Here is a 21,182-nt window from a genome sequence, read left to right as displayed (position 1 = left end):
GAGGAGAAATTATGAAAAAAAGAGTTAGTATTCTATTACTAGCGTTAATACTTATCATTTCATTAATTCCTATTGAGGAGTCAAAAGCGAGTAATAATAGAAAAGTATTAAGAGTTGGGATGGAAGTTGCGAATGCACCATTCAACTGGTCGCAGACAAACAATTCAAATGGTGCAGTTCCAGTAGTAGGTACACAAGAATATGCAAATGGTTATGATGTTCAAATAGCAAAGAAAATTGCTGATGAGTTGGGGATGGATTTAGAAATTGTCAAGATAGAATGGGATGGTTTATTACCAGCTGTTCAATCAGGTAAAATTGATGCAATTATTGCAGGTATGTCACCAACTCCTGACAGAAAAAAAGTTTTAGACTTTACTATAAATTATTACGAAACGGATATTGTTTTAGTAACAAGAAGTGATTCTAAATATAAAGATGCAAAGACACTTTCTGATTTTACTGGAGCTAGGGTTGTAGCTCAATTAAATACCATATATGTTCCTCTAGTTGAACAAATTCCAGAAGTAAATCATGTGACACCAATGCCTGATTTTCCAACAATAAGAGTTGCATTGCAAACAGGTAAAGTAGATGCATATGTAGCAGAAAAACCAGAAGCTATTTCAGCAGAAATGGCAAATGATATATTCAAAATGATTGAACTTGAAGATGGATTTAAAACAAATCCGGAAGACACACAGATAGCTATTGGATTAAATAAAGGTTCAGATTTATTAGAACCAATAAATGCCATACTTTCAAATATAAGTGTTGAACAACAAAAAGAAATGATGAATAATGTAATAGAAATTCAATTAGGTATAAAAAACACCACTGTTTGGGATATTTTTACAAATAATGCTCCAATGTTCTTAAGAGGTACATTGTATACTATAATTATTTCACTTATAGGTACAATAGTAGGGCTTTTAATTGGATTTATAATTGGTATGATTAAATCTGCTCAAAAAGTAAAAAATGCTTTTATGAATCTATTACTATCTCTTTTAAAAATTTTATCAAATGTTTATGTTCAAGTTATAAGAGGAACACCAATGATGGTACAGGCTGTACTATTCTATTATGGACTTCAACTATTCTTCGATATAGATATGGCACCAATGACAGCAGCGTTTATAATAGTATCTATAAATACTGGTGCATATATGGCAGAAATTGTTAGAGCAGGTATAAACTCTATTGATACTGGTCAAGAAGAAGCAGCAAAAGCTTTAGGTATGAGCCATATTCAAATGATGAGATTTGTAATATTGCCACAAGTATTTAAAAATATCATTCCTAATATAGGTAATGAATTTATAGTAAATATAAAAGACACATCAGTACTGAATGTTATTTCAGTGAATGAATTATTCTTCACAACGAGATCTATTGCAGGTGCGAACTTTAGATTTTTTGAAACATATTTCATTACATCTGTAATTTATTTAACACTGACATTAAGTATAACAGGACTATTACGATTATTAGAAAAGAAATTAAATGGAAGTGGTTCTTATGAAAAAGTGATTATTAATCATTCGTTAAATAGTTAGGAGCAACTATGGGAGTTTTATTAGAAATTAAAAATTTAAAAAAATCATTTGGAAATAACGAAGTTTTAAAGGGGGTAGATTTTTCTGTTAATGAGGGAGAGGTAATTACAATAATCGGTTCTTCAGGATCTGGAAAATCAACACTTTTAAGATGTATTAATCTCTTAGAGGAACCAGATTCTGGTGAAATAATATTTGAAGGCAAAAATGTTTTAGACACAAATATTGATCATAATAAATATAGAAAAGATTTAGGAATGGTATTTCAACAATTCAATCTTTTCAACAATATGACGGCACTAAAAAATGCAACAATAGCTCAAGAAAAAGTTTTGAATAGATCTAAAGATTTATCTGTACAAAAAGCTCTTCACTATTTAAAATTAGTAGGAATGGATGAATATCAAAATGCAATGCCATCTCAACTATCTGGTGGGCAAAAGCAAAGAGTAGCTATTGCCAGAGCTTTAGCAATGGAGCCAAAAGTGATGCTATTTGATGAGCCGACATCTGCGCTTGATCCAGAAATGGTTTCTGAAGTATTATCAACTATGAAACATTTGGCAGAGTTAGGATTTACTATGATTGTTGTAACTCATGAAATGGATTTTGCAAGACAAGTATCTGATAGAGTAATATTTATGAATAATGGAATAATACTCGAAGATGCGTCACCAGAAAAGATATTTACAAATCCAGAACATAATAGAACTAGAGAATTTTTAAAAATAAAATAAATGATTATTTATAAAATATTGAAAATTTTTAATAATTAATATATAATTATTTTAATTGTGAAATTCGATGATTAAGACAGTAGCATATATGAATCGACAGAGAGGCTTTGGTTGGTGAAAAAAGCTCGTGAAATATGTGTGAAGATCACTTATGAGAAGATTTTCTGAATATAGTAGGAAAATACGTGTATGCGCGTTAAGCATTTATGAGATCAAATTTTGATGAATTTGGGTGGTACCACGTTATTGACGTCCCTATATATACTTTTGTATATATAGGGTTTTTTAATATTCATTTTGAATTAAATACATGGGTCACATTCAAATGGGAAAAAACATATTGGAGGAATTATGAAATTTAAGGCATTAAACGATAAGTCGGTTAAAGAGAGAGAACAATCTATTTCCGAATATTGGAAAGAGATAAATCTTTTAAAACTATCTACAGACACACGAAAAAATGGAGAAAGATACGTATTCTTTGATGGGCCACCTACAGCAAATGGTAAACCAGGTATTCACCATGTAATTTCTCGTACTTTAAAAGATATGACAGTTAGACACAAAACTATGCAAGGGTATTATGTAGAAAGAAAAGCTGGTTGGGATACACATGGACTTCCTGTAGAAATTGAAGCTGAAAAGAAATTGAAATTAAACAGCAAAAAAGAAATTGAAGAATATGGTATAGAAAAGTTTAACAAAGTGTGTAGAGAGTCAGTATTTACATATAGTGATATGTGGAAGGATATGTCAGATAGAATGGCGTTTTTAGCTGATATGGATAATCCATATATAACACTTGATAATGATTATATTGAAACTGTGTGGCATCTTCTTGATGATTTCAATAAAAAAGGTCTTTTATATGAAGGAGCGAAGATTTTACCATATTGTCCAAGATGTGGTACAGGACTTGCTTCCCATGAAGTAGCTCTTGGATATAAAATGATAAAATCACAAACAGCTACTGTGAAATTTAAGAGAAAAGATGTCGATAATGAATATTTCTTAGCATGGACAACAACTCCATGGACTTTACCTTCAAACGTAGCGCTTACAGTTGGTCCAGATATTGATTATGTAAAAGTAAAACAAAATGAAGAATATTATTATCTTGCAAAATCTTTAGCAAACAAAGTTTTAGGCGATGATTTTACAATTGTAGAAGAAATGAAAGGTAGAGATTTAGAATATCTTGAATATGAGCAATTATTACCATTTGTTGAAGTAAATAAAAAAGCCTTCTTTGTAACTCTTGCAGATTATGTATCTATTGATGATGGTACAGGTATAGTTCACTCAGCACCAGCATTTGGTGAAGATGACTATCAAGTAGGGTTAAAATATAATTTACCACTTGTAAACCCAGTAAATGACGAAGGTAAATTCACAACAACACCTTGGGAAGGAAGAGCAGTAATGGATGCTGACCTTGATATTATTATATATTTGGGTGAACAAGGAAAAGTATATAGTAAACAAAAAATGGAACATAATTATCCACATTGTTGGAGATGTGGTACTCCATTAATTTATTATTCAAAACCATCATGGTATTTAGCTACAACTAAAGTAAAAGATCAAATGATTGCAAATAATAATACTGTGAATTGGTATCCTTCTTATACAGGTGAAAAGAGATTTGGAAACTGGTTAGAAAACATAAAAGACTGGGCGATATCACGTTCAAGATACTGGGGAACACCACTACCTGTTTGGGTAAATGATAAAGGTGATTTTATGACAGTAGGTTCAAGACAAGAGCTTAAAGAAAAGGCTGTAGAAGATATCGATATCGAAACTTTAGATTTACACAGACCATTTGTGGATAATATTCATCTTAGAGGGGAAGATGGATCAATTTATACCAGAGTTCCAGATGTAATGGACGTTTGGTTTGATTCTGGTGCTATGCCATTTGCACAAAACCACTATCCATTTGAAAATCAAGAAAAATTCAAAAATCTATTCCCAGCAGATTTTATTTCTGAAGGTATAGATCAAACAAGAGGATGGTTCTACACTTTGATGGCTATATCTACAATGTATAAAGGTGTTGCTCCATACAAAAATGTACTTTCAAATGATCTTGTTTTAGATAAAGAAGGCAAAAAAATGTCTAAATCAAAAGGAAATACATTAGATCCATTTGAAATGTTTGATAAATACGGAGCAGATGCTGTAAGATTCTATTCAATATATGTTTCTCCAGCATGGATACCAACAAAATTCGATGAAGATGGTGTTAGAGAAGTTGAAGCAAAACTATTTAGAACTTATAGAAATATCTATTCATTCTTCCAGCTATATGCTGAAACAGACGGTATAGATCCTACATCATTCTTTGTTGACTATGAAGATAGACAAGAAATTGATAGATGGTTAATTTCAAAATACAATTCATTGATTGACTACTACAACAAAGAAATGGCAATGTTTGAATATACAAATGTTGCAAGAGCAATTTCTGAATTCCTAGTAGAAGATTTTTCAAACTGGTATATAAGAAGAAATAGAAGAAGATTTTGGCAATCCGAAATAAATGAAGATAAAAAATCAGTATATAATACAACTTATGAAGTATTACTGGGGGTTACAAAACTTTTAGCGCCAATTATACCATTTACAACAGAAGAAATGTATCACAATCTAACAGATGGAGAATCTGTTCATTTAGAAATACTTCCAGAACTTGATGAGTCTTTAATAGACGAAAAATTAGAAGAAAAAATGGACTTAGTTAGAAAGATTGTTACTCTTGGGAGATCATCAAGAGAAGATGCAGGTATAAAAGTAAGACAACCATTATCAGAAATACTTCTAGATAAATCACATGAAACTTTATTACAAGATGTATTATCATTAATAAAAGATGAGTTAAACGTTAAAGAAGTTGTATTTAGTGATGATTTATCAAAATATATGAACTTTGAATTAAAACCAAATTTCAAAGTAGCTGGGTCAATTTTAGGGAAAAATGTTGGAGCTTTAGCAAAAGAGCTAAAATCATTAGATTCTAAAGATTTATTGGATAGATTAGAAGAAAGTCCAGTAGTTATGAAATTAAATGGTGAAGATGTAGAAATCAAGAAAGAATACATCGAAGTTCGTATATCAAGTAAAGAAGGTTTTGATATAACCATGGATAAAAATATCTTTGTAATTCTTGATACGGAATTAACACCAGAGCTTCGTGACGAAGGATATATGAGAGAATTAGTATCAAAAGTTCAACAACAAAGAAAACAAAATGGGTATGAAGTAACAGATGAAATAGAAATCTCAGTAGATACTGATGATGAAACATTCAAATCATTTGAGAACTTCAAAGATGAAATTATGGAAGAAACACTTGCTACAAAACTTATTAGAGAAAAATTAGATGTTGATGAACAAGAATTGAATGATAGAAAAGTAAAATTTGTTTTAAAGAGAGTTTAGTAAGAAGTTTTGATTAAAAGGCTAGAAATATTAATTTCTAGCCTTTTTTATATATAAAGTAAAAATCTTTTGTAAAAAATAAGTTAAATTATATATTGCAATTTTGATTTTAATAAAATAAAAATGATAGAATTATATAAATAGAGGGTATAATTAATAATAATTAATTCGAAACAATGAAATAATTATTTTTAGAAAGGATCTTTTATGGTAAAGTTAATCGCAATAGACTTAGATGGAACTCTTCTAAGAAACGATCAACAATATGATAAAGTAAGATTTAGAAATGTAGTTAAAAATTTATATGAAAAAGGAATAATTGTAGCTATAGCAACGGGGAATAGTTTTTCACAATCCTTACATTACATTGATGATGAAACTATACCATATCTATATTTTGCTACGGACAATGGAAATACAATTTCAAAAGGTCGTGAAATTTTTCATATAAATTCAATAGATAGAGAAGAAGCTAAAGAAGTATTTGATTATGTATCTAAATTAGATGATTTTTATGTGCAAGTAAACACTGATAAAGGAATGTATTTACTGAAAAGTGAAGATTATATTTTTGAAGAATTTTCAAAATTATTTAAAAATTTAATTGAAATGGAAAGTTTTGAAGATATTCCAAAAGATGAAAAAATATTACTTGTGGGACTTTCAACTTTAAAAAGAATTGATGATGTTTATAATATATCTGTAGAATTACAAGATAAATATCCAAATTTACAGGTTTGTAAAAGTGGAGTACAGTGGATGGATATATTTTCTAAAGATGGTGGAAAGCATATTGGATTAAAATATCTTCAAGAAAAATATAATGTAGATGAAGACGAAACTGTTACATTTGGGGATAGCAACAATGACATTTCTATGATGCAAGAAGCAAAATATTCAATTGCAATGAAGGATTCATCTGATGAATTATTAAAAATAGCTAAATATCAAATTGGTTCAAATGATGATAGCGCTGTAATTGAATTATTAGAAGAAATAAATTCAAATGTAAATATGGATTTTATAGAAAAATATCGAAACAAAAAAGGACAAATATAGACAATATATAATAAGGAGATATATATGTATAGAGAATTTGTAGAAGATAATGAAAAAATTTTAGAGGAATTAAAACCAGATACTGTTGTATACACACTTTGGCATTTGAGAAACATTTTCGTCGTTTTATTTGTTTTGGTGTGGACGGGGATTGTAGTTACAATATCAAGAGGTTTTAATAGCTTTGGTGATGTTCCATTTCAACCATTTAATTTTTTCAGTCTCATACCAAGACTGATGTTATTGTTCCCAATTGGATTTTTCATAATAAGTCCAATTGTAAGACTATTCCAATCAAGTAGGATTAGATATATAATTACGGATAAAAGAGTTTATATAATTTCAGGTATAATAGGTACAGATGTCCAAAGTATAGAATATAGAGAAATAGATAAATTAAATGTAAATGTTGGCTTATTAGAAAAAATGAGAAATAAAGGAACTATACAACTAACACCTGATAGAAGTTATAATTCAGGAGATTCTAGATATGTAGAATATGGGCATAGACTAATAGGTATAGATAGACCATATGAAGTATATAAATTATTGAAAAAGAATATGTTGGATGTAGTAACAGATCAACAATTTCCAAATGAATATAGACCTAGTACAAATAGAGGATATAATACAAATCTTGACAATAATGATAGATAATTAAAATCAAAATGTATAAACTCAAGCTATATAAAACTTGAGTTTATACATTTTTTATTTTTTTATATGTTATAATATTTTCAATAAATTTTATTAAATATAATAGGAGGTATTATGAAAAGAAATGAAGTAGCATTAAATCAAACATGGGATATAGCTCATATATATAAGACAGAAGAAGATTATAATAATGCATTAGAAAAATTTAAGGAATTGGTTGATAATTTTGTTAATGATTATCAAGGTAAATTAGATGATAAAAATTTATTAGATAAATCTTTAGAAGATTTTATATCTATATATGAAATACTTTCCAAAATTAATTCATATGCAACATTACCTACAAATGTAGATGCATTTGATGAGGAATATAGTGAAAGGGAGTTTCAATTTTATTCATTAGTATCAGAATATTTATCAAAACTTAGTTTTTATACAAGCGAATTAATTCTATTGGATGAAAACTTATTGAAAGAAGCTAAAAGCAATAAAAATGCGGAAGTATTTATAGATGAAGTTTTAGAACAAAAAGCTCATGCATTACATCCTGAAGTTGAAAAAGCTTTTGCAAGTCTTTCTGCAACATTAAGATTTCCATATACACTTTATAATGAAACAAAAGCAAAAGATATAGACTTTCCTGATTTTAAAGCTGATGGAAAAGATAATAAGCTTTCATATAATATTTTTGAAGGTGAGATAGAATACGAAAAAAACACTGAAATTAGAAGAAAAGGATTTAGAGCATTTTCAGACGAAATTGCAAAATATCAAAATACAACAGCTTCAGCATATAATGCGCAAGTTCAGAAAGAAAAAACTATTTCTACTCTAAGAGGATTTGAGTCAGTGATTGACTACTTATTAAGTGGACAAAAAGTTTCAAGAGATTTATATAATAGACAAATTGATCTTATAATGGAAGAGCTAGCCCCACATTTGAGAAAATATGCAAATATTATTAAATCAATATATAAATTAGATAAAATGACTTATGCAGATTTAAAAGTAGAGATAGATCCGTCATATTCAAATAAGATTTCATTTGATGAAGCACAAAAATATGTTCTCGATGGTCTGAATATATTAGGAGAGGATTATCTTGAAATAATGAAAGAAGCATTTAATAATAGATGGATTGACTATGCAAATAATGAAGGTAAATCTACAGGAGCTTTTTGTGCATCACCTTATGGAACACCATCATATATATGTATGACTTTTAATGGGATCATGTCAGATGTTATGACTTTAGCTCACGAATTAGGACATGCTGGACATTTCCAATTAACTCACGAAAATCAATCTGTATTAAATTCTGAACCTTCTATGTATTTTGTTGAAGCTCCTTCTACAACAAATGAACTTTTAGTTGAAAATTATCTTTTAGAAGTTGCTGAAAAGAAAAATGATAAAAGAATGAAAAGATGGGTTCTTTCACAAATGATTTCAAAAACATATTATCATAATTTTGTAACTCATTTATTAGAAGCTCATTATCAAAGAGAAGTTTATAAAATTATAGATAAAGGTGGTCAAGTAAACGCAAAAATTTTATCAAAACTTTTCAAAGAAACACTTGAAAAGTTTTGGGGTGATTCAGTTGAACTTACTAAAGGTGCAGAACTAACCTGGATGAGACAACCACATTATTATATGGGTTTATATCCATATACTTATTCAGCAGGCCTTACTATAGGTACACAAGTTTCAAGAATGATTAAACAAAATGGAGAAGAAGCAGCTTCTAAATGGATAGAAGTTCTTAAAATGGGTGGAACAAAATCTCCAGAAGAGCTTGCCAAGGCTGCAGGTGTAGATGTTTCAACTGATAATCCGCTTAAAGAAACTATTGCATATATAGGATCATTAATCGACGAAATTGAAGAAATCTCAAAAGAAATGGAAGAAATATAATAAATTAAACTTTTAAATATGAAAAGATGTTATAAAATTTTTATTATTTATAACATCTTTTATATTTTAAGTAATAATCTTAAATTATAAAAAACTCTGTAAGAAATTTATTCCTACAGAGTTTAAAATTATTTTTATTAATTTTACGCTATTAATGATTATATAATTAAGAATTTTAATAGATAAAATGATTAAAGTTCTGTATTATTATAATCTTCTACAATCTTATCAACTAATTCAATAAGTTCTGGTCTTTTTTCTTCGTCTAATGATGATTGGAATGAAAGTGCTTCAGGATTTAGTACATTCATATTTCTCATTGAATTGAAGTGATCAAGCATTAATTTTCCAGCTCTTGATGCCCATGAGCCATTTTCAACTATTGCAACAGTTCTATTTTGTAGATTTAACATCTTCATATCTTCAAGTACTGCATTTACTGTTGGATAAAGAGTCATATTGTATGTTACTGATGTGAATACCCAGTGAGATAATCTGAAACCATCAGCAATTATATATGAAAGATGTGTCTTTGAAGCATCATAAACTTTAACATTTGTTATTCCTCTTTGTACAAGCATTGAAGCCATTAAATATGCAACTTCTTCAGTATGACCATACATTGAACCATATACTATTAATACACCTTTTTCTTCAGGAGTATATGTTGCCCATTTTTGATATTTTTCTATTAAAGTTCCAAGATTTTTTCTCCAAATTGGTCCATGTAGTGGAGCAATCATTTTAATTTCAATCTTAGAAGCTTTTTCTAAAGCATTCATTGTTGGTTTACCATATTTACCAACTATATTTGTAAAGTATCTTCTAGCATGGTCCATAAATTCTCTTTCAAAATCTAATTCGTCATCAAATAATCTACCATCTAAAAGTCCAAATGTACCAAATGCATCCGCAGAGAATAGTACTTTTGTAGTTGTGTCATAAGTGAACATAACTTCTGGCCAATGAACCATTGGTGCTTCAACGAAAGTTAATACATGTTTTCCAAGATCTAATGTATCACCTTCACGAACTTCTGTATGAGGAACATCATCAATTGGGAAACCGAAACTTCTACAAAATTCTACTGCTTTTGGAGTCATATAGTAATGTGCATTTGGATATCTGTACATAATTTCACCTAGCGCACCTGCATGGTCTGGTTCCATATGATTTACAATTACAACATCTAAATCACGATCTTCTAATAGATGTTCTAAGTTTTCTATAAATTGTTCTGCAAATCCCCAGTCTACTGTATCTAATAGACAAGTTTTTTCATCTAATATTAAATATGAATTATAGGTAACTCCTTCTGGTAGAGGATGTAAATTTTCGAATTGAGCTGTTTTGTTATCGTTTACACCGATATACCAAGTATCATCTGCAATTTGTCTTACGTTATACATAAAGACCTCCTTAATTATTCTAAACTAATTATACATGCTTTTATAAATATATTCAAAAAAATTAATTCGGAAAAAGATTTCCTTTATCAGGGATAATAATAAAACTTTTATTTAGATAAAGTATAATATGTTAATATAAGTGTAGGAGAAACTATGAAAAGATATTTTACAAGCATTGAAGAACAAATAAATATATTAGAAAAAAGAGGGTTATATATTCCGGATAAAAAATTCGCTAAGGATACATTGCTCAGATACAACTATTATAAAATAATTAATGGAACTAGAGATATATTTATAATAGATGAAAAAAACAATAGATATCGTGAAGGAACAGAGTTTAGCGATTTAATAGATATTCATAACTTTGATAAAGACTTGAAGAAGTATTTATTGAGTGAGACTTTGGAATTAGAAAGAATTGCAAGATCTATAATTTCATATAAATTTGTTGAAAAATATCCTGAAAAGAACTCGTATTTAAATCCTAACAATTTTAATAAAAGTGAAAAAGATTTAGTTTTAGTAAATATTGATAGTATTACAGAAACAATCGATAGATACAGAAATGAAGAAAATTATAAAAGGTCTATAAATTATTACTTTAATAAATATGATTCAGTTCCATTTTGGTTTGTGATTAATTTTGTTACATTTGGAAAACTTATAAATATATATGAAACATTGGATCTTGATTTGCAAGAAAGTATTGCAGATGAATTTCAAAAAATAATTGAAGAAAACTTAGGTGAAAAATTAAATGAATTTCTGACACCTTCTATATTGAAATCATTTTTATCAAGTGCCAAAGATATAAGAAATATAGCAGCACATGATAATTTGATATTAGATTATAGATATGAAGATATAGAATATTTTGAACCTATTCATTTAAAATATGGAATTAAAAAAAATAATAAATTAGACGGATTATATCACGCAATGGTATGCATTAGAGCTATGCTTCCTTGTAATTATTTTGATAAGTCTAAAAATGAAATTAATCATTTATTTGAAAAGCTTAAAACAGAGGTTGATTATATAGCCTATGATAGAGTTAAAAAGAGTTTAGCATATAAAGAAGATAATGAATAAGAAGAGGAAAGTATGAAATTTATGCATTTAGCAGATTTACATATTGGAAAGAGTGTAAATGGATACTCGATGATTGATGATCAAGTTTACGCTTTAGATCAAATAGTAAAATTGCTAGAAGAAGAAAATATAGAAATGCTTTTGATTGCTGGAGATATATATCAAAATTCGGTTCCTTCAGTTGAAGCTATTAGAGTTTTTGAGAGATTTTTAATTAAATTAAATAATTTGAATATTACTACACTTATTATTTCTGGAAATCATGATTCGAGTGATAGACTTTCATATGCAAATGAATTTTTCAGAGAGTCAAAAATATATATATCAAATTCATATAGTGGAAAAATTGAAAAAATATCATTTGAGGATAATTATGGGAAGATTAATTTTTACTTATTCCCATATATTAAGCCTTCAAATGTAAAGAGATATTTTGAAGATTTAGAAATATATACTTATCAAGATGCGGTAAAAGCTGTAATAGAATCGATAGATTTAGATACTGATGAAAGAAATATAATGATATCTCATCAATTTATCTTAAATGCTGAACTTTCTGAATCAGAAGAAATATATGCAGGAGAAGCAGAGGCTGTATCAATGAATCTATATAAAGATTTTGATTATGTAGCGCTTGGTCATATTCATAAAAAGCAATCATTTATGAATGGGAAAATAAGATATCCTGGAGCTTTATTAAAATATGCCTCAAGTGAATCAAATTATGAAAAATCAATTACAATAGTTGAGATAAAAGAAAAAAATAATCTTGTAATATCTGAAAGAAAAATAGAATATCTTCATGAAATGAGAAAAATTCGTGGATATTTTAGTGAGATTATAAACTCAGCTAGTGAAGACTCCAATTTTAATGATTATATACATATAGAACTTTTAGATGATAATGAGATATCTGAAGGGCTACAGAGATTAAGAGAATTTTATCCTAATATCATGACTATGAGATATGTAAATTTAAAAATAGGAGATAATGACTTAGAAGAAATTGATTTTGAAAATAATGAAAAAAGTCCTTTAGAACTTTTTAAAGATTTTTATTATTTAAGAATAGGTGAAGAAATTTCATCTTCTAAAGAGGATATCATAAAAGAAGCTATAGATAAAATATGGAGAGAAAATGAGAGCGATTAATTTGAGATTAAAAGCCTTTGGACCTTTTAAGGATGAAATAAATATAGAATTTGATAAGTTTGGAAAAGAAGGACTATTTTTAATTTCTGGCCAAACTGGAGCAGGGAAAACTAGTATTTTTGATGCGATTACTTATGCTCTTTATGGTAGTTCTAGTGGTGGAGAAAAAGATGAAAGAATGATGCAATTTACAGCATCAGAAGATAAAACTACTACATTTGTAGAACTGACCTTTGAATATAAAAGGAAGACATATATTATATATCGTGAATTTACATTAAGATATAGTGAAAAGACAAAGAAAACCAGAGTAAATAAATATGCGTGGATAAAAATGCCCGATGGTGAAATGATAGAGGGAATCACAGATACGACTAATAAAGTAGTCTCACTATTAGGTATAAACAAAGATCAATATAGTCAAATAGCAATGCTTGCTCAAGGTAATTTCATGAAATTGCTTAAAGCTTCTACTGAAAAGAAAAAAGAATTGTTTAGAGATATATTTAATACTAAAAAATACGATTTGTTGGACCGTGAAATATTCTCAAATTTAAAAGAAGCAGAATCTGTATTAAAATCTCTTGAAATACAAAATAATGAAATTTATAACAATATTAGTATAGATGACTCTGATGAAGATGATTTTGTAAAATCAAAGGCGATAGGTATAGATAATGTAATTATTTTTGTAAAAGAAATAAATAATAAATTTAAAAATGAGAATAAAGATATAAGTAAAGAAATAAGAAAATATTCTAAAATATATGATGAAAAGAAATTATTAAAAGAAAAATATTTAGATTATATTAATATAAGTAAAAAAATTGAAGAATATAAAAATGAATTAGAAAGAGTTTCACCAATATATGAAGATTTAGAAAATAAATTTAAGGAAATTCCATTTAAAGAAAAAAATAAGGATTCATTGAATAATCAATTAAATAAATTAGAAAATGAAATAAAATTATTTGAAACTCTTGAAAATATTCAAAATGAAAAATTTGAATTAATTAATAAAGCGAAATTAAATGAAGATAATAAAAACAAACTAACATCTGAAATAAAAGAGATATCTTTGGATATAGAAAATAAAAAGAAATATATTAAAGAAAATAAAGATGCCAAAGATATAAAAGTTGATATTTTAAATAAAGAAAGTTTATTAAAATTAAACAAAGAAAAAGTTAAAGATACAAAAGAATATATAAAAAATATTGATAAACTAACTCAAGAAAAAGAGTTGAAAAAGCTTTTATATATGGAAACAAAGGAAAAATATAGTATAAATCTTAATAAATATAATAATAATAGTGATTTATATTTTGAATCTCAAGCGGGGATATTAGCTGAATCTCTCGAAGACGATAGCCCATGTCCAGTATGTGGGTCTACTCATCATCCAAATCCAGCGAAAATAAATTATGAAATTTTATCAAAAGAAGAATTGGATAAAGAAAAGGAAGAGTTAGAGTATCTTAGAAGTAAAAAAGAAAAATTACAAAAAGAGATTTCTGAAATAGAAATTTATATAAAACAAAATGAAAAAAATAGAAATGAAAATATAGAATTTCTAAATATATCAATAAACAATATTGAAAGTTTTGAAGATGATTTGAATTCAGAAATATTAGAAATAGAAACTAAATTAAATGAAATAAATACGATTATTTCAAATATTGATATTTATAATAAAGCTTTAGAGGATTTAGAATTATCGTTAAAAGAAAAAGATATAAAAAGAGAAAATGAAAATAATCTTTTTAATATTGCTAAGGAAAATATAAAAAATTTAGAAAAAAGAGAATCTGAAGAATTAGAAAATTTAGAAAACAAAGATAAAGAGTCTACTTTAATAAAAAAGGCAGATGTAGAAAAATCTATTGATGAAATTAATTCTGAAATTACTTATGTAAGAGATAATTATCAAAACTACTCAAGTGAATTTAATAAGCTAAACTCGGCTATTAATACTCTTAGTGAGCAAATTGATGAAAAACACAATTTAGATATTGAGCTATTAGAAAAAGAAATAAAAGAAATAGATATAAAGCTGAAGAATCTAAGGTCTAAATCAAGTGTTTTAGAATCAAATATGAAGATTAATAATAATCAAGTAAAGAAATTAGAAAGTCTCCAAAAAGAATTAGTTCTTTCAGAAAAAAGATATAAAGATTTAAAAGAGTTAAGCGATATAATAAGAGGGAAGATAAGAGGTTTACAAAACTTAAAGTTTGAAACATTTATTCAATTTAGATATTTCAATAATATATTAATAGCTGCAAATAGTAGATTTATTGAGATGACTGAAGGGAAATACTCTTTGAAGAGAAAAGAAGACGCGGACAATATGAATGAACAAATGGGACTTGATTTTGAAGTTTTTGATCATCATAATAAAACAGTTAGAAATATAAATACACTTTCTGGTGGTGAATCTTTTCAAGCGGCTTTATCTTTGGCCCTTGGGCTTTCCGATTTAATACAAAAAAATGCTGGTGGTATACAATTAGACTCAATGTTTGTTGACGAAGGTTTTGGAACTCTTGACAAAGAAACTTTATCAAAAGTTATGTCAACTTTATATAAAATAAGTAATTCAAATAAATTAATAGGAATAATATCTCATGTTGAAACATTAAAAGAGCAAATAGATAAGCAAATAATTATTGAAAAAACTACTGAAGGTTATTCAGTATTGAAAAACGTATTATATTAATTAAAAAAATATAAGTAATATGCTATTATGTTATATAGTTATTACGAGGGGATAAATGAAAAAAGTTATAGGATTAAGATCATTAAAGACAATTTTAGCGGTATTTTTAATATATATTATTGCCGAAATTTTTCCAGAGTTAAATCCAGCAATGATGGCAGCGGCAGCCATTACAGCTATTAGCTCTAGTATATTTGATTCGCTTAAATCATCTTTTGATAGAGTGATGTCAAATATAGTAGCGATATTAGTTGCTTTTATGTTGCAATCGATAAATCAAGTTAATCAATATGGTGTAACATTAGGTATGGCAGTTATTATAATAATTTGTTACTTTTTCAATTGGCAATATACATTAGGATCTGCTTTTATATTTTTTGTATTTGTACTTGATGTTCCTTATGCGAACAAAAATCTTGAAATATATGCACTAAATAGAATTATAGATACATTAATAGGTTCAGTTATTGGGTTACTAATAAATACATATGTATTGCGACCAAGACAAGAAAAAGTATTATTAAATGCGTATAGAACTTCATATTTGAGTTTAAGATCTGCACTTAAAAATCTTTTGGAAAATGATATCTCTGTTGATGAAGTAAAACTTATAGATGAATTATCACAGATAAATTACATCTCTAAGAGACTTAGAAAAGATATTAGATTAAGAATGAATGAGAATATTAATACTGTAACCGTATCTAAGCTAAATAATCTATTTAGATCGGCACTAAGTTTAATAATAGAATTAAATGATTTAGACGAAAATCCTATAATTACTAAGAAAATTTATGAGGAATTATTAGTATATTTTAAAGGAGATTTAAATACTTCTTATATAATAGGAGAAATTGAGAATAATTTTGATAGAAGATATAATTTTGAATTGGGAAAGTTAGTTCATACATTTAATTCAATAGAATATAATTTACATGAATTTACCAAGATGTATAATGAACAAGAAAATAAATGGTATCTTGAAAGAAAATAATAAAACACGTTTGAATATGAATAGATTCATACTCAAACGTGTCTTTTTTTTCGATCGATTTCACCTATAAATTTTAGAATATGGGTGAGAGAACCATAGAGATAATTTCTAAAATTTATTAATGCTATTGACAGCTCTAAATAGCATGGTACCTAATATTGTCGGCGATTACATATAGGTAATTAGCATTTGAAGAGAGGATATCAAATACTAAAAAATGTCCATTTCCATATTTATATAATAACAAATATTGAATGAAAAAAAACGCCAACATTATTACATTAATTTAATATTTAAAACTCCAATAGTTTCAACAAAATTTAGTGCTAATCAATAAGTTTATACATTATATATAAATTTTTTATTTTTTAAGATAATTATCCATAATTTCTTTAGGTACTAGATTTCCACCAGTTGCCCAACAAATATGAGTAACATTATCTAATTTATCTAATAAATCATATTTTTCTAGATATTCTTTAACTTGTTCATAATTAAATAAAGATTCACTAGCCACGATAGATGATGTAGAAGAAGGTTCGATTCTAATATCTTCTAAATCGTTAAGTTCTCTAAGTGTTTCAAATAAAGTATAATCTTCAATTGTTATTACACCGCTTAATAGCGATTCCATAGTATGTCCAGAGAATTTAGAAGGTCTAGCAACAGATAGTCCATCAGCTTCAGTTTTACCATCAATTCCTAAATCATATACAGAAATATTTGAATGTAATTTTGTGGATGCACCGATTAAAAAACTTGGTATATGAGTAGTTTCTACAAAGAAAGCATGTACATTATCACCTAAAACTCTCCTAAAACCAAATGATACCCCACCTGAAGAGCCACCTACACCACAAGGTGCATAAAGAAATATAGGATGATCTTTATCAACTTTAATTCCCATTTTTTCAATTTGTTCTTTTGTACGTAGAGCTGCTACCGAATATCCCTTAAATAAAGTTGTAGAGTCTTCATCATCAACAAAATATGAGAATTCATCTTGTAGAGATAATTCTCTTGCTTTTGTTATAGCTGTAGAAAAGTCACCATCATATTCTATAACAGTCGCGCCTCTATCACGTAAATGTTTTTTCTTCCAATCTTTAGCATCGTTTGACATATGGACAATTGCATTAAACCCTAGAGCAGAAGCCATAACTCCAACTGAAATTCCAAGATTACCTGTTGAAGCTACTTGAATAGTATATTTTGAAAATAGATTACGAAAATCTTCATCTGCGAATTGTGAGTAATCTCTATTTTCATCTAAAAGATTATTTTCTTTTGCTAGTATTTCAGCGAATACAAGCACTTCATATAGTCCACCTCTAGCTTTAATTGATCCAACTACAGGTAAATGTGAATCCATTTTTAAATATAATTTACCTTTAAAATCTTTTTCTTGACGATATTTTTTTTCTAGATTTTCAAGTCTAACAAGTGGTGATTCCAATATTCCTTTACTTTCATATAATTCAGGAAATTCTTCACCAAAAAGTTTTATCATGAGAGGAGCGAATTTTCTAAATCTTTGGTCAGCTTCCTTTATATCATCGATTGTAAATTCAACATTATCCCACGCTTCATCTCCGGTTTTTCTATCTGGATTAATCCAAACAGTAGGTTCTAAGTTTTTAACCTTATCTAATATGGGATTTTCTTTAATTAATTCTTCAATATTGTACAAATTATTCCTCCTAAACGTTTATATCTATAAGATTATAGCAAAAAATATAAGTAAAGTTAATACATAAGATTAACATTATTCACAAAAAAAGCAATAAACATTATATAATAAGTTTATCGCTTTTTTATAAAGTTTTAATATTTAATAAATCAAAATTTAGTTATTTTAAAAAATTAATTATTCTTAGATTTCTCTTTTTTATCTTCTTTAATTTTGTCTTCTAATTCACGTTTTGTCTTAGCAGTTTCATCACTTATTTTTTGTTGAGCTTCAGTTTTACTTTCTGCGAATTCTTGGTTATCTAGATAATCTTTGTTTAATTCCATATTTACCTCCATCTTGTATAGATTTATACCCAGTAAAATTAGTGTAAAACAATATATAATAATACTTGATTTATTGTAAAAACTGCGGAAATATGGTAATATACGGCTAGATGAAAATTATGGAGGATATATGGAAATACCGCAGGCCGCGCAAGAGGTTGATCTCGGAAACGGAAATATAGTAGGACAAATAATAATTATAATTGTATTGACATTAATTAATGCTTTTTTCTCAGCTGCAGAAATGGCAATGGTTTCAGTCGATCAAAACAAACTTAAACGTGATTATGAAGATGGTGATAAAAAAGCAGGTAAAATACTTGATTTATTGGATGATCAATCTAATTTATTATCTGTTATACAAGTAGTTATCACATTGGCTGGTTTCTTAAACTCAGCATTTGCTGCAACAGGAATATCATACAAATTGGCATATTTATTAAAAGGATGGAATATACCATATTATATAACTGTGTCTCAAGTTTTGATTACATTTTTACTATCATTTTTAACTATAGTTTTTGGTGAACTAGTGCCTAAAAGAATAGCTATTATTAAGAGTGAAGAGTTTGCAAGATTTTCTATTGGGTCAATCACTTTCTTTAACAAGATGTTTAAACCTTTTGTATGGCTATTAACAAAAAATACAAATTTAGTTCTTAAATTATTAAGAATTCACTCCGATGGTATGGAGGGAAGAATTACTATTAATGATATTAAATCTTTGGTTCAGCTTGGTCATTCTCAGGGAGTAATAGATACGGTAGAAAGTGAGATGATTAATTCGGTAATAAGCTTTGATGAAACTTATGCTGAAGAAATTATGACTCCTAGAACTGAAGTTTTCATGATTGATATTAATGATGATTTTAGCGAATATAAAGATGAGATGTTAAAACTTCAGTATTCGAGAATTCCTGTTTATGATGAAGAAGTAGATAATATATTAGGATTGTTATATATTAAGGACTATTTATTAGAAGCGTATAATAAAGGGTTTGAAAATGTAGACATAAGATCTATTATCAAACCTGCGTATTTTATACCTGAAAGAAAAAATGTTAATGAATTACTTACAGAACTTCAAACACAAAATCGTCATATGGCATTACTTATAGATGAATATGGTGGATTTACTGGTATTGTAACTATGGAAGATTTATTGGAAGAAATAGTGGGTGATATAGATGATGAATATGATATTGATGATCCAGAACTACAAAAGTTAGATCATAATAAGTATTTAGTAAAAGCTTCTATTTCAATAAAGGACTTTAATTCTGAAACAGGCACTAAAATTGATGAAGAAGTTGATGAATATGACACTATGGGTGGATTTATTATATATCAATTAGGATATATTCCAGAAGATGGAGAAAAGCCTTTTATAAAACTAGAAGATTTAGAAATACAAGTAACGGAAGTTAAAGATAAACGTATTTTATATGCTATAGTAAACATAGTTGATGAAACAAAACAAAATCAAGAAGATGAGGATAGTGGAGATGAACAAAATTAGAAAAGCTATAGTACCTGTGGCTGGACATGGAACAAGATTTCTACCATTTACTAAAGCTGTTCCGAAAGAAATGTTGCCAATAGTTGATGTTCCTACAATACAACTGATAGTAGAAGAATTAGTAGAATCAGGTATCACAGATATTTTATTTATCACAAATAGAAATAAACATGAAATCGAAGATTATTTCGATTACTCAATTGAGCTTGAAAAAACACTTCTTGAAAAAAACAAATTTGAAGAATATGAAAAAGTTAGAAAAATTGCTGATAAAGCAAACTTCTATTTTAAGAGACAAAAAGAAACTAAAGGTTTAGGTCACGCTATTTTACAAGGAAAAGAATTTGTAGGTGATGATCCATTTGTTGTAGTTTTAGGAGACGATATTGTTTATAATCCAGGTAATCCAGCAATTGGTCAACTTATAAAAAAATTCTATGAACTTAAACACGATATCATTGGATGTAAAAGAGTTCCTATTACAGAAATTAATAAATATGGATCTATAGAATATGAAAAAGTAGATGATAAAACTTTTAAAATATTAAAATGTGTAGAAAAGCCGAATATAGAGGAAGCTCCATCAGATATTGCTATGCTTGGAAGATATGTATTTACGAAGGAAATTTTTGAACATATTGAAAAAACAAAACCTGGAGTAGGTGATGAAATACAAATTACCGATTCCATAGATATGCTTGCATCAAAAGAAGGAGTATATGGATATATATATGAGGGTAAAAGATATGATGTAGGGGATAAATTAGGTTTTTTAGAAGCAACAGTAGAGTATGCTTTAAGAAATGAAGAGTTAAAAGATGGATTCAAATCATATCTCAAAGAGATAGTTAAAGATTTATAAAACAAATTTAATAAAATGAAAAATAGTGATGAATATAAACTGA

At 27.5% G+C, this 21,182-nt stretch carries 15 protein-coding genes and 1 other annotated feature; of the genes, 12 read left to right on the top strand and 3 right to left on the bottom strand.

The features are described 5' to 3' along the window. The first annotated feature begins 11 nt into the window (after positions 1-11). From G534_RS0101970 to pepF, 6 genes are all read left to right on the top strand, one after another. Complete coding sequence (locus G534_RS0101970) at positions 12-1,559, top strand: ABC transporter substrate-binding protein/permease (protein ID WP_027347617.1); 1,548 nt, start codon at positions 12-14, stop codon at positions 1,557-1,559. An 8-nt stretch (positions 1,560-1,567) separates the two neighbouring features. Further along, the gene (locus G534_RS0101965) at positions 1,568-2,296 is read left to right on the top strand and encodes an amino acid ABC transporter ATP-binding protein (protein WP_027347616.1); all 729 of its coding nucleotides are present in this window, start codon (positions 1,568-1,570) and stop codon (positions 2,294-2,296) included. Between the two features lie 58 nt (positions 2,297-2,354). Continuing rightward, positions 2,355-2,556, top strand: a binding site (T-box leader). 88 nt (positions 2,557-2,644) lie between these two features. Then, positions 2,645-5,740, top strand: a complete 3,096-nt coding sequence (gene ileS / locus G534_RS0101955; RefSeq protein WP_027347615.1) for an isoleucine--tRNA ligase — start codon at positions 2,645-2,647, stop codon at positions 5,738-5,740. Between the two features lie 207 nt (positions 5,741-5,947). Further along, a complete protein-coding gene (locus G534_RS0101950) occupies positions 5,948-6,799 on the top strand; it encodes an HAD family hydrolase (RefSeq protein ID WP_027347614.1) in 852 nt (283 codons plus the stop codon). Positions 6,800-6,823: 24 nt separating this feature from the next. Then, positions 6,824-7,456: a PH domain-containing protein gene (locus G534_RS07670; RefSeq protein ID WP_051177383.1), complete on the top strand. Its 633-nt coding sequence runs from the start codon at positions 6,824-6,826 to the stop codon at positions 7,454-7,456. A 114-nt stretch (positions 7,457-7,570) separates the two neighbouring features. Further along, complete coding sequence (gene pepF / locus G534_RS0101940) at positions 7,571-9,373, top strand: oligoendopeptidase F (protein WP_034595858.1); 1,803 nt, start codon at positions 7,571-7,573, stop codon at positions 9,371-9,373. Between the two features lie 191 nt (positions 9,374-9,564). On the opposite strand, the gene G534_RS0101935 is transcribed toward pepF, so the two are convergent. Continuing rightward, positions 9,565-10,782 carry an FprA family A-type flavoprotein gene (locus tag G534_RS0101935; protein ID WP_027347612.1) on the bottom strand — a complete coding sequence of 406 codons (1,218 nt, stop codon included), beginning with the start codon at positions 10,780-10,782 and terminating at the stop codon, positions 9,565-9,567. Between the two features lie 153 nt (positions 10,783-10,935). On the opposite strand from G534_RS0101935, the gene G534_RS0101930 reads away from it, so the two are divergent. Genes G534_RS0101930 through G534_RS0101915 form a run of 4 tightly spaced genes read left to right on the top strand, consistent with a single transcriptional unit; the run spans position 10,936 to position 16,742 of the window. Continuing rightward, positions 10,936-11,877: an Abi family protein gene (locus G534_RS0101930; protein ID WP_027347611.1), complete on the top strand. Its 942-nt coding sequence runs from the start codon at positions 10,936-10,938 to the stop codon at positions 11,875-11,877. A gap of 12 nt (positions 11,878-11,889) precedes the next feature. Beyond that, a complete protein-coding gene (locus G534_RS0101925) occupies positions 11,890-13,029 on the top strand; it encodes an exonuclease SbcCD subunit D (protein WP_027347610.1) in 1,140 nt (379 codons plus the stop codon). After that, positions 13,016-15,748: an AAA family ATPase gene (locus G534_RS0101920; protein ID WP_027347609.1), complete on the top strand. Its 2,733-nt coding sequence runs from the start codon at positions 13,016-13,018 to the stop codon at positions 15,746-15,748. The genes G534_RS0101925 and G534_RS0101920 overlap by 14 nt, the downstream gene beginning before the upstream one ends. Positions 15,749-15,803: 55 nt before the next feature. Continuing rightward, positions 15,804-16,742: an FUSC family protein gene (locus tag G534_RS0101915; RefSeq protein ID WP_027347608.1), complete on the top strand. Its 939-nt coding sequence runs from the start codon at positions 15,804-15,806 to the stop codon at positions 16,740-16,742. 361 nt (positions 16,743-17,103) lie between these two features. Here the strand turns inward: G534_RS0101915 and G534_RS0101910 are convergent, their stop codons facing one another. Both G534_RS0101910 and G534_RS08670 read right to left on the bottom strand, forming a co-directional pair. Next, complete coding sequence (locus G534_RS0101910; RefSeq protein ID WP_027347607.1) at positions 17,104-18,432, bottom strand: D-serine ammonia-lyase; 1,329 nt, start codon at positions 18,430-18,432, stop codon at positions 17,104-17,106. A 173-nt stretch (positions 18,433-18,605) separates the two neighbouring features. Continuing rightward, the gene (locus tag G534_RS08670) at positions 18,606-18,758 is read right to left on the bottom strand and encodes a hypothetical protein (RefSeq protein WP_156896562.1); all 153 of its coding nucleotides are present in this window, start codon (positions 18,756-18,758) and stop codon (positions 18,606-18,608) included. Between the two features lie 130 nt (positions 18,759-18,888). Between G534_RS08670 and G534_RS0101900 the strand changes: the two genes are divergently transcribed. Then, positions 18,889-20,277: a hemolysin family protein gene (locus G534_RS0101900; protein WP_034595856.1), complete on the top strand. Its 1,389-nt coding sequence runs from the start codon at positions 18,889-18,891 to the stop codon at positions 20,275-20,277. After that, positions 20,264-21,139 carry a UTP--glucose-1-phosphate uridylyltransferase GalU gene (gene galU, locus G534_RS0101895; protein WP_027347605.1) on the top strand — a complete coding sequence of 292 codons (876 nt, stop codon included), beginning with the start codon at positions 20,264-20,266 and terminating at the stop codon, positions 21,137-21,139. The genes G534_RS0101900 and galU overlap by 14 nt, the downstream gene beginning before the upstream one ends. The last annotated feature ends 43 nt before the right edge of the window (positions 21,140-21,182 follow it).

This window comes from Helcococcus sueciensis DSM 17243 (assembly GCF_000423145.1).
GTDB classification, from domain to species: domain Bacteria; phylum Bacillota; class Clostridia; order Tissierellales; family Peptoniphilaceae; genus Helcococcus; species Helcococcus sueciensis.
This window is presented reverse-complemented; position numbering and strand designations above follow the sequence as displayed.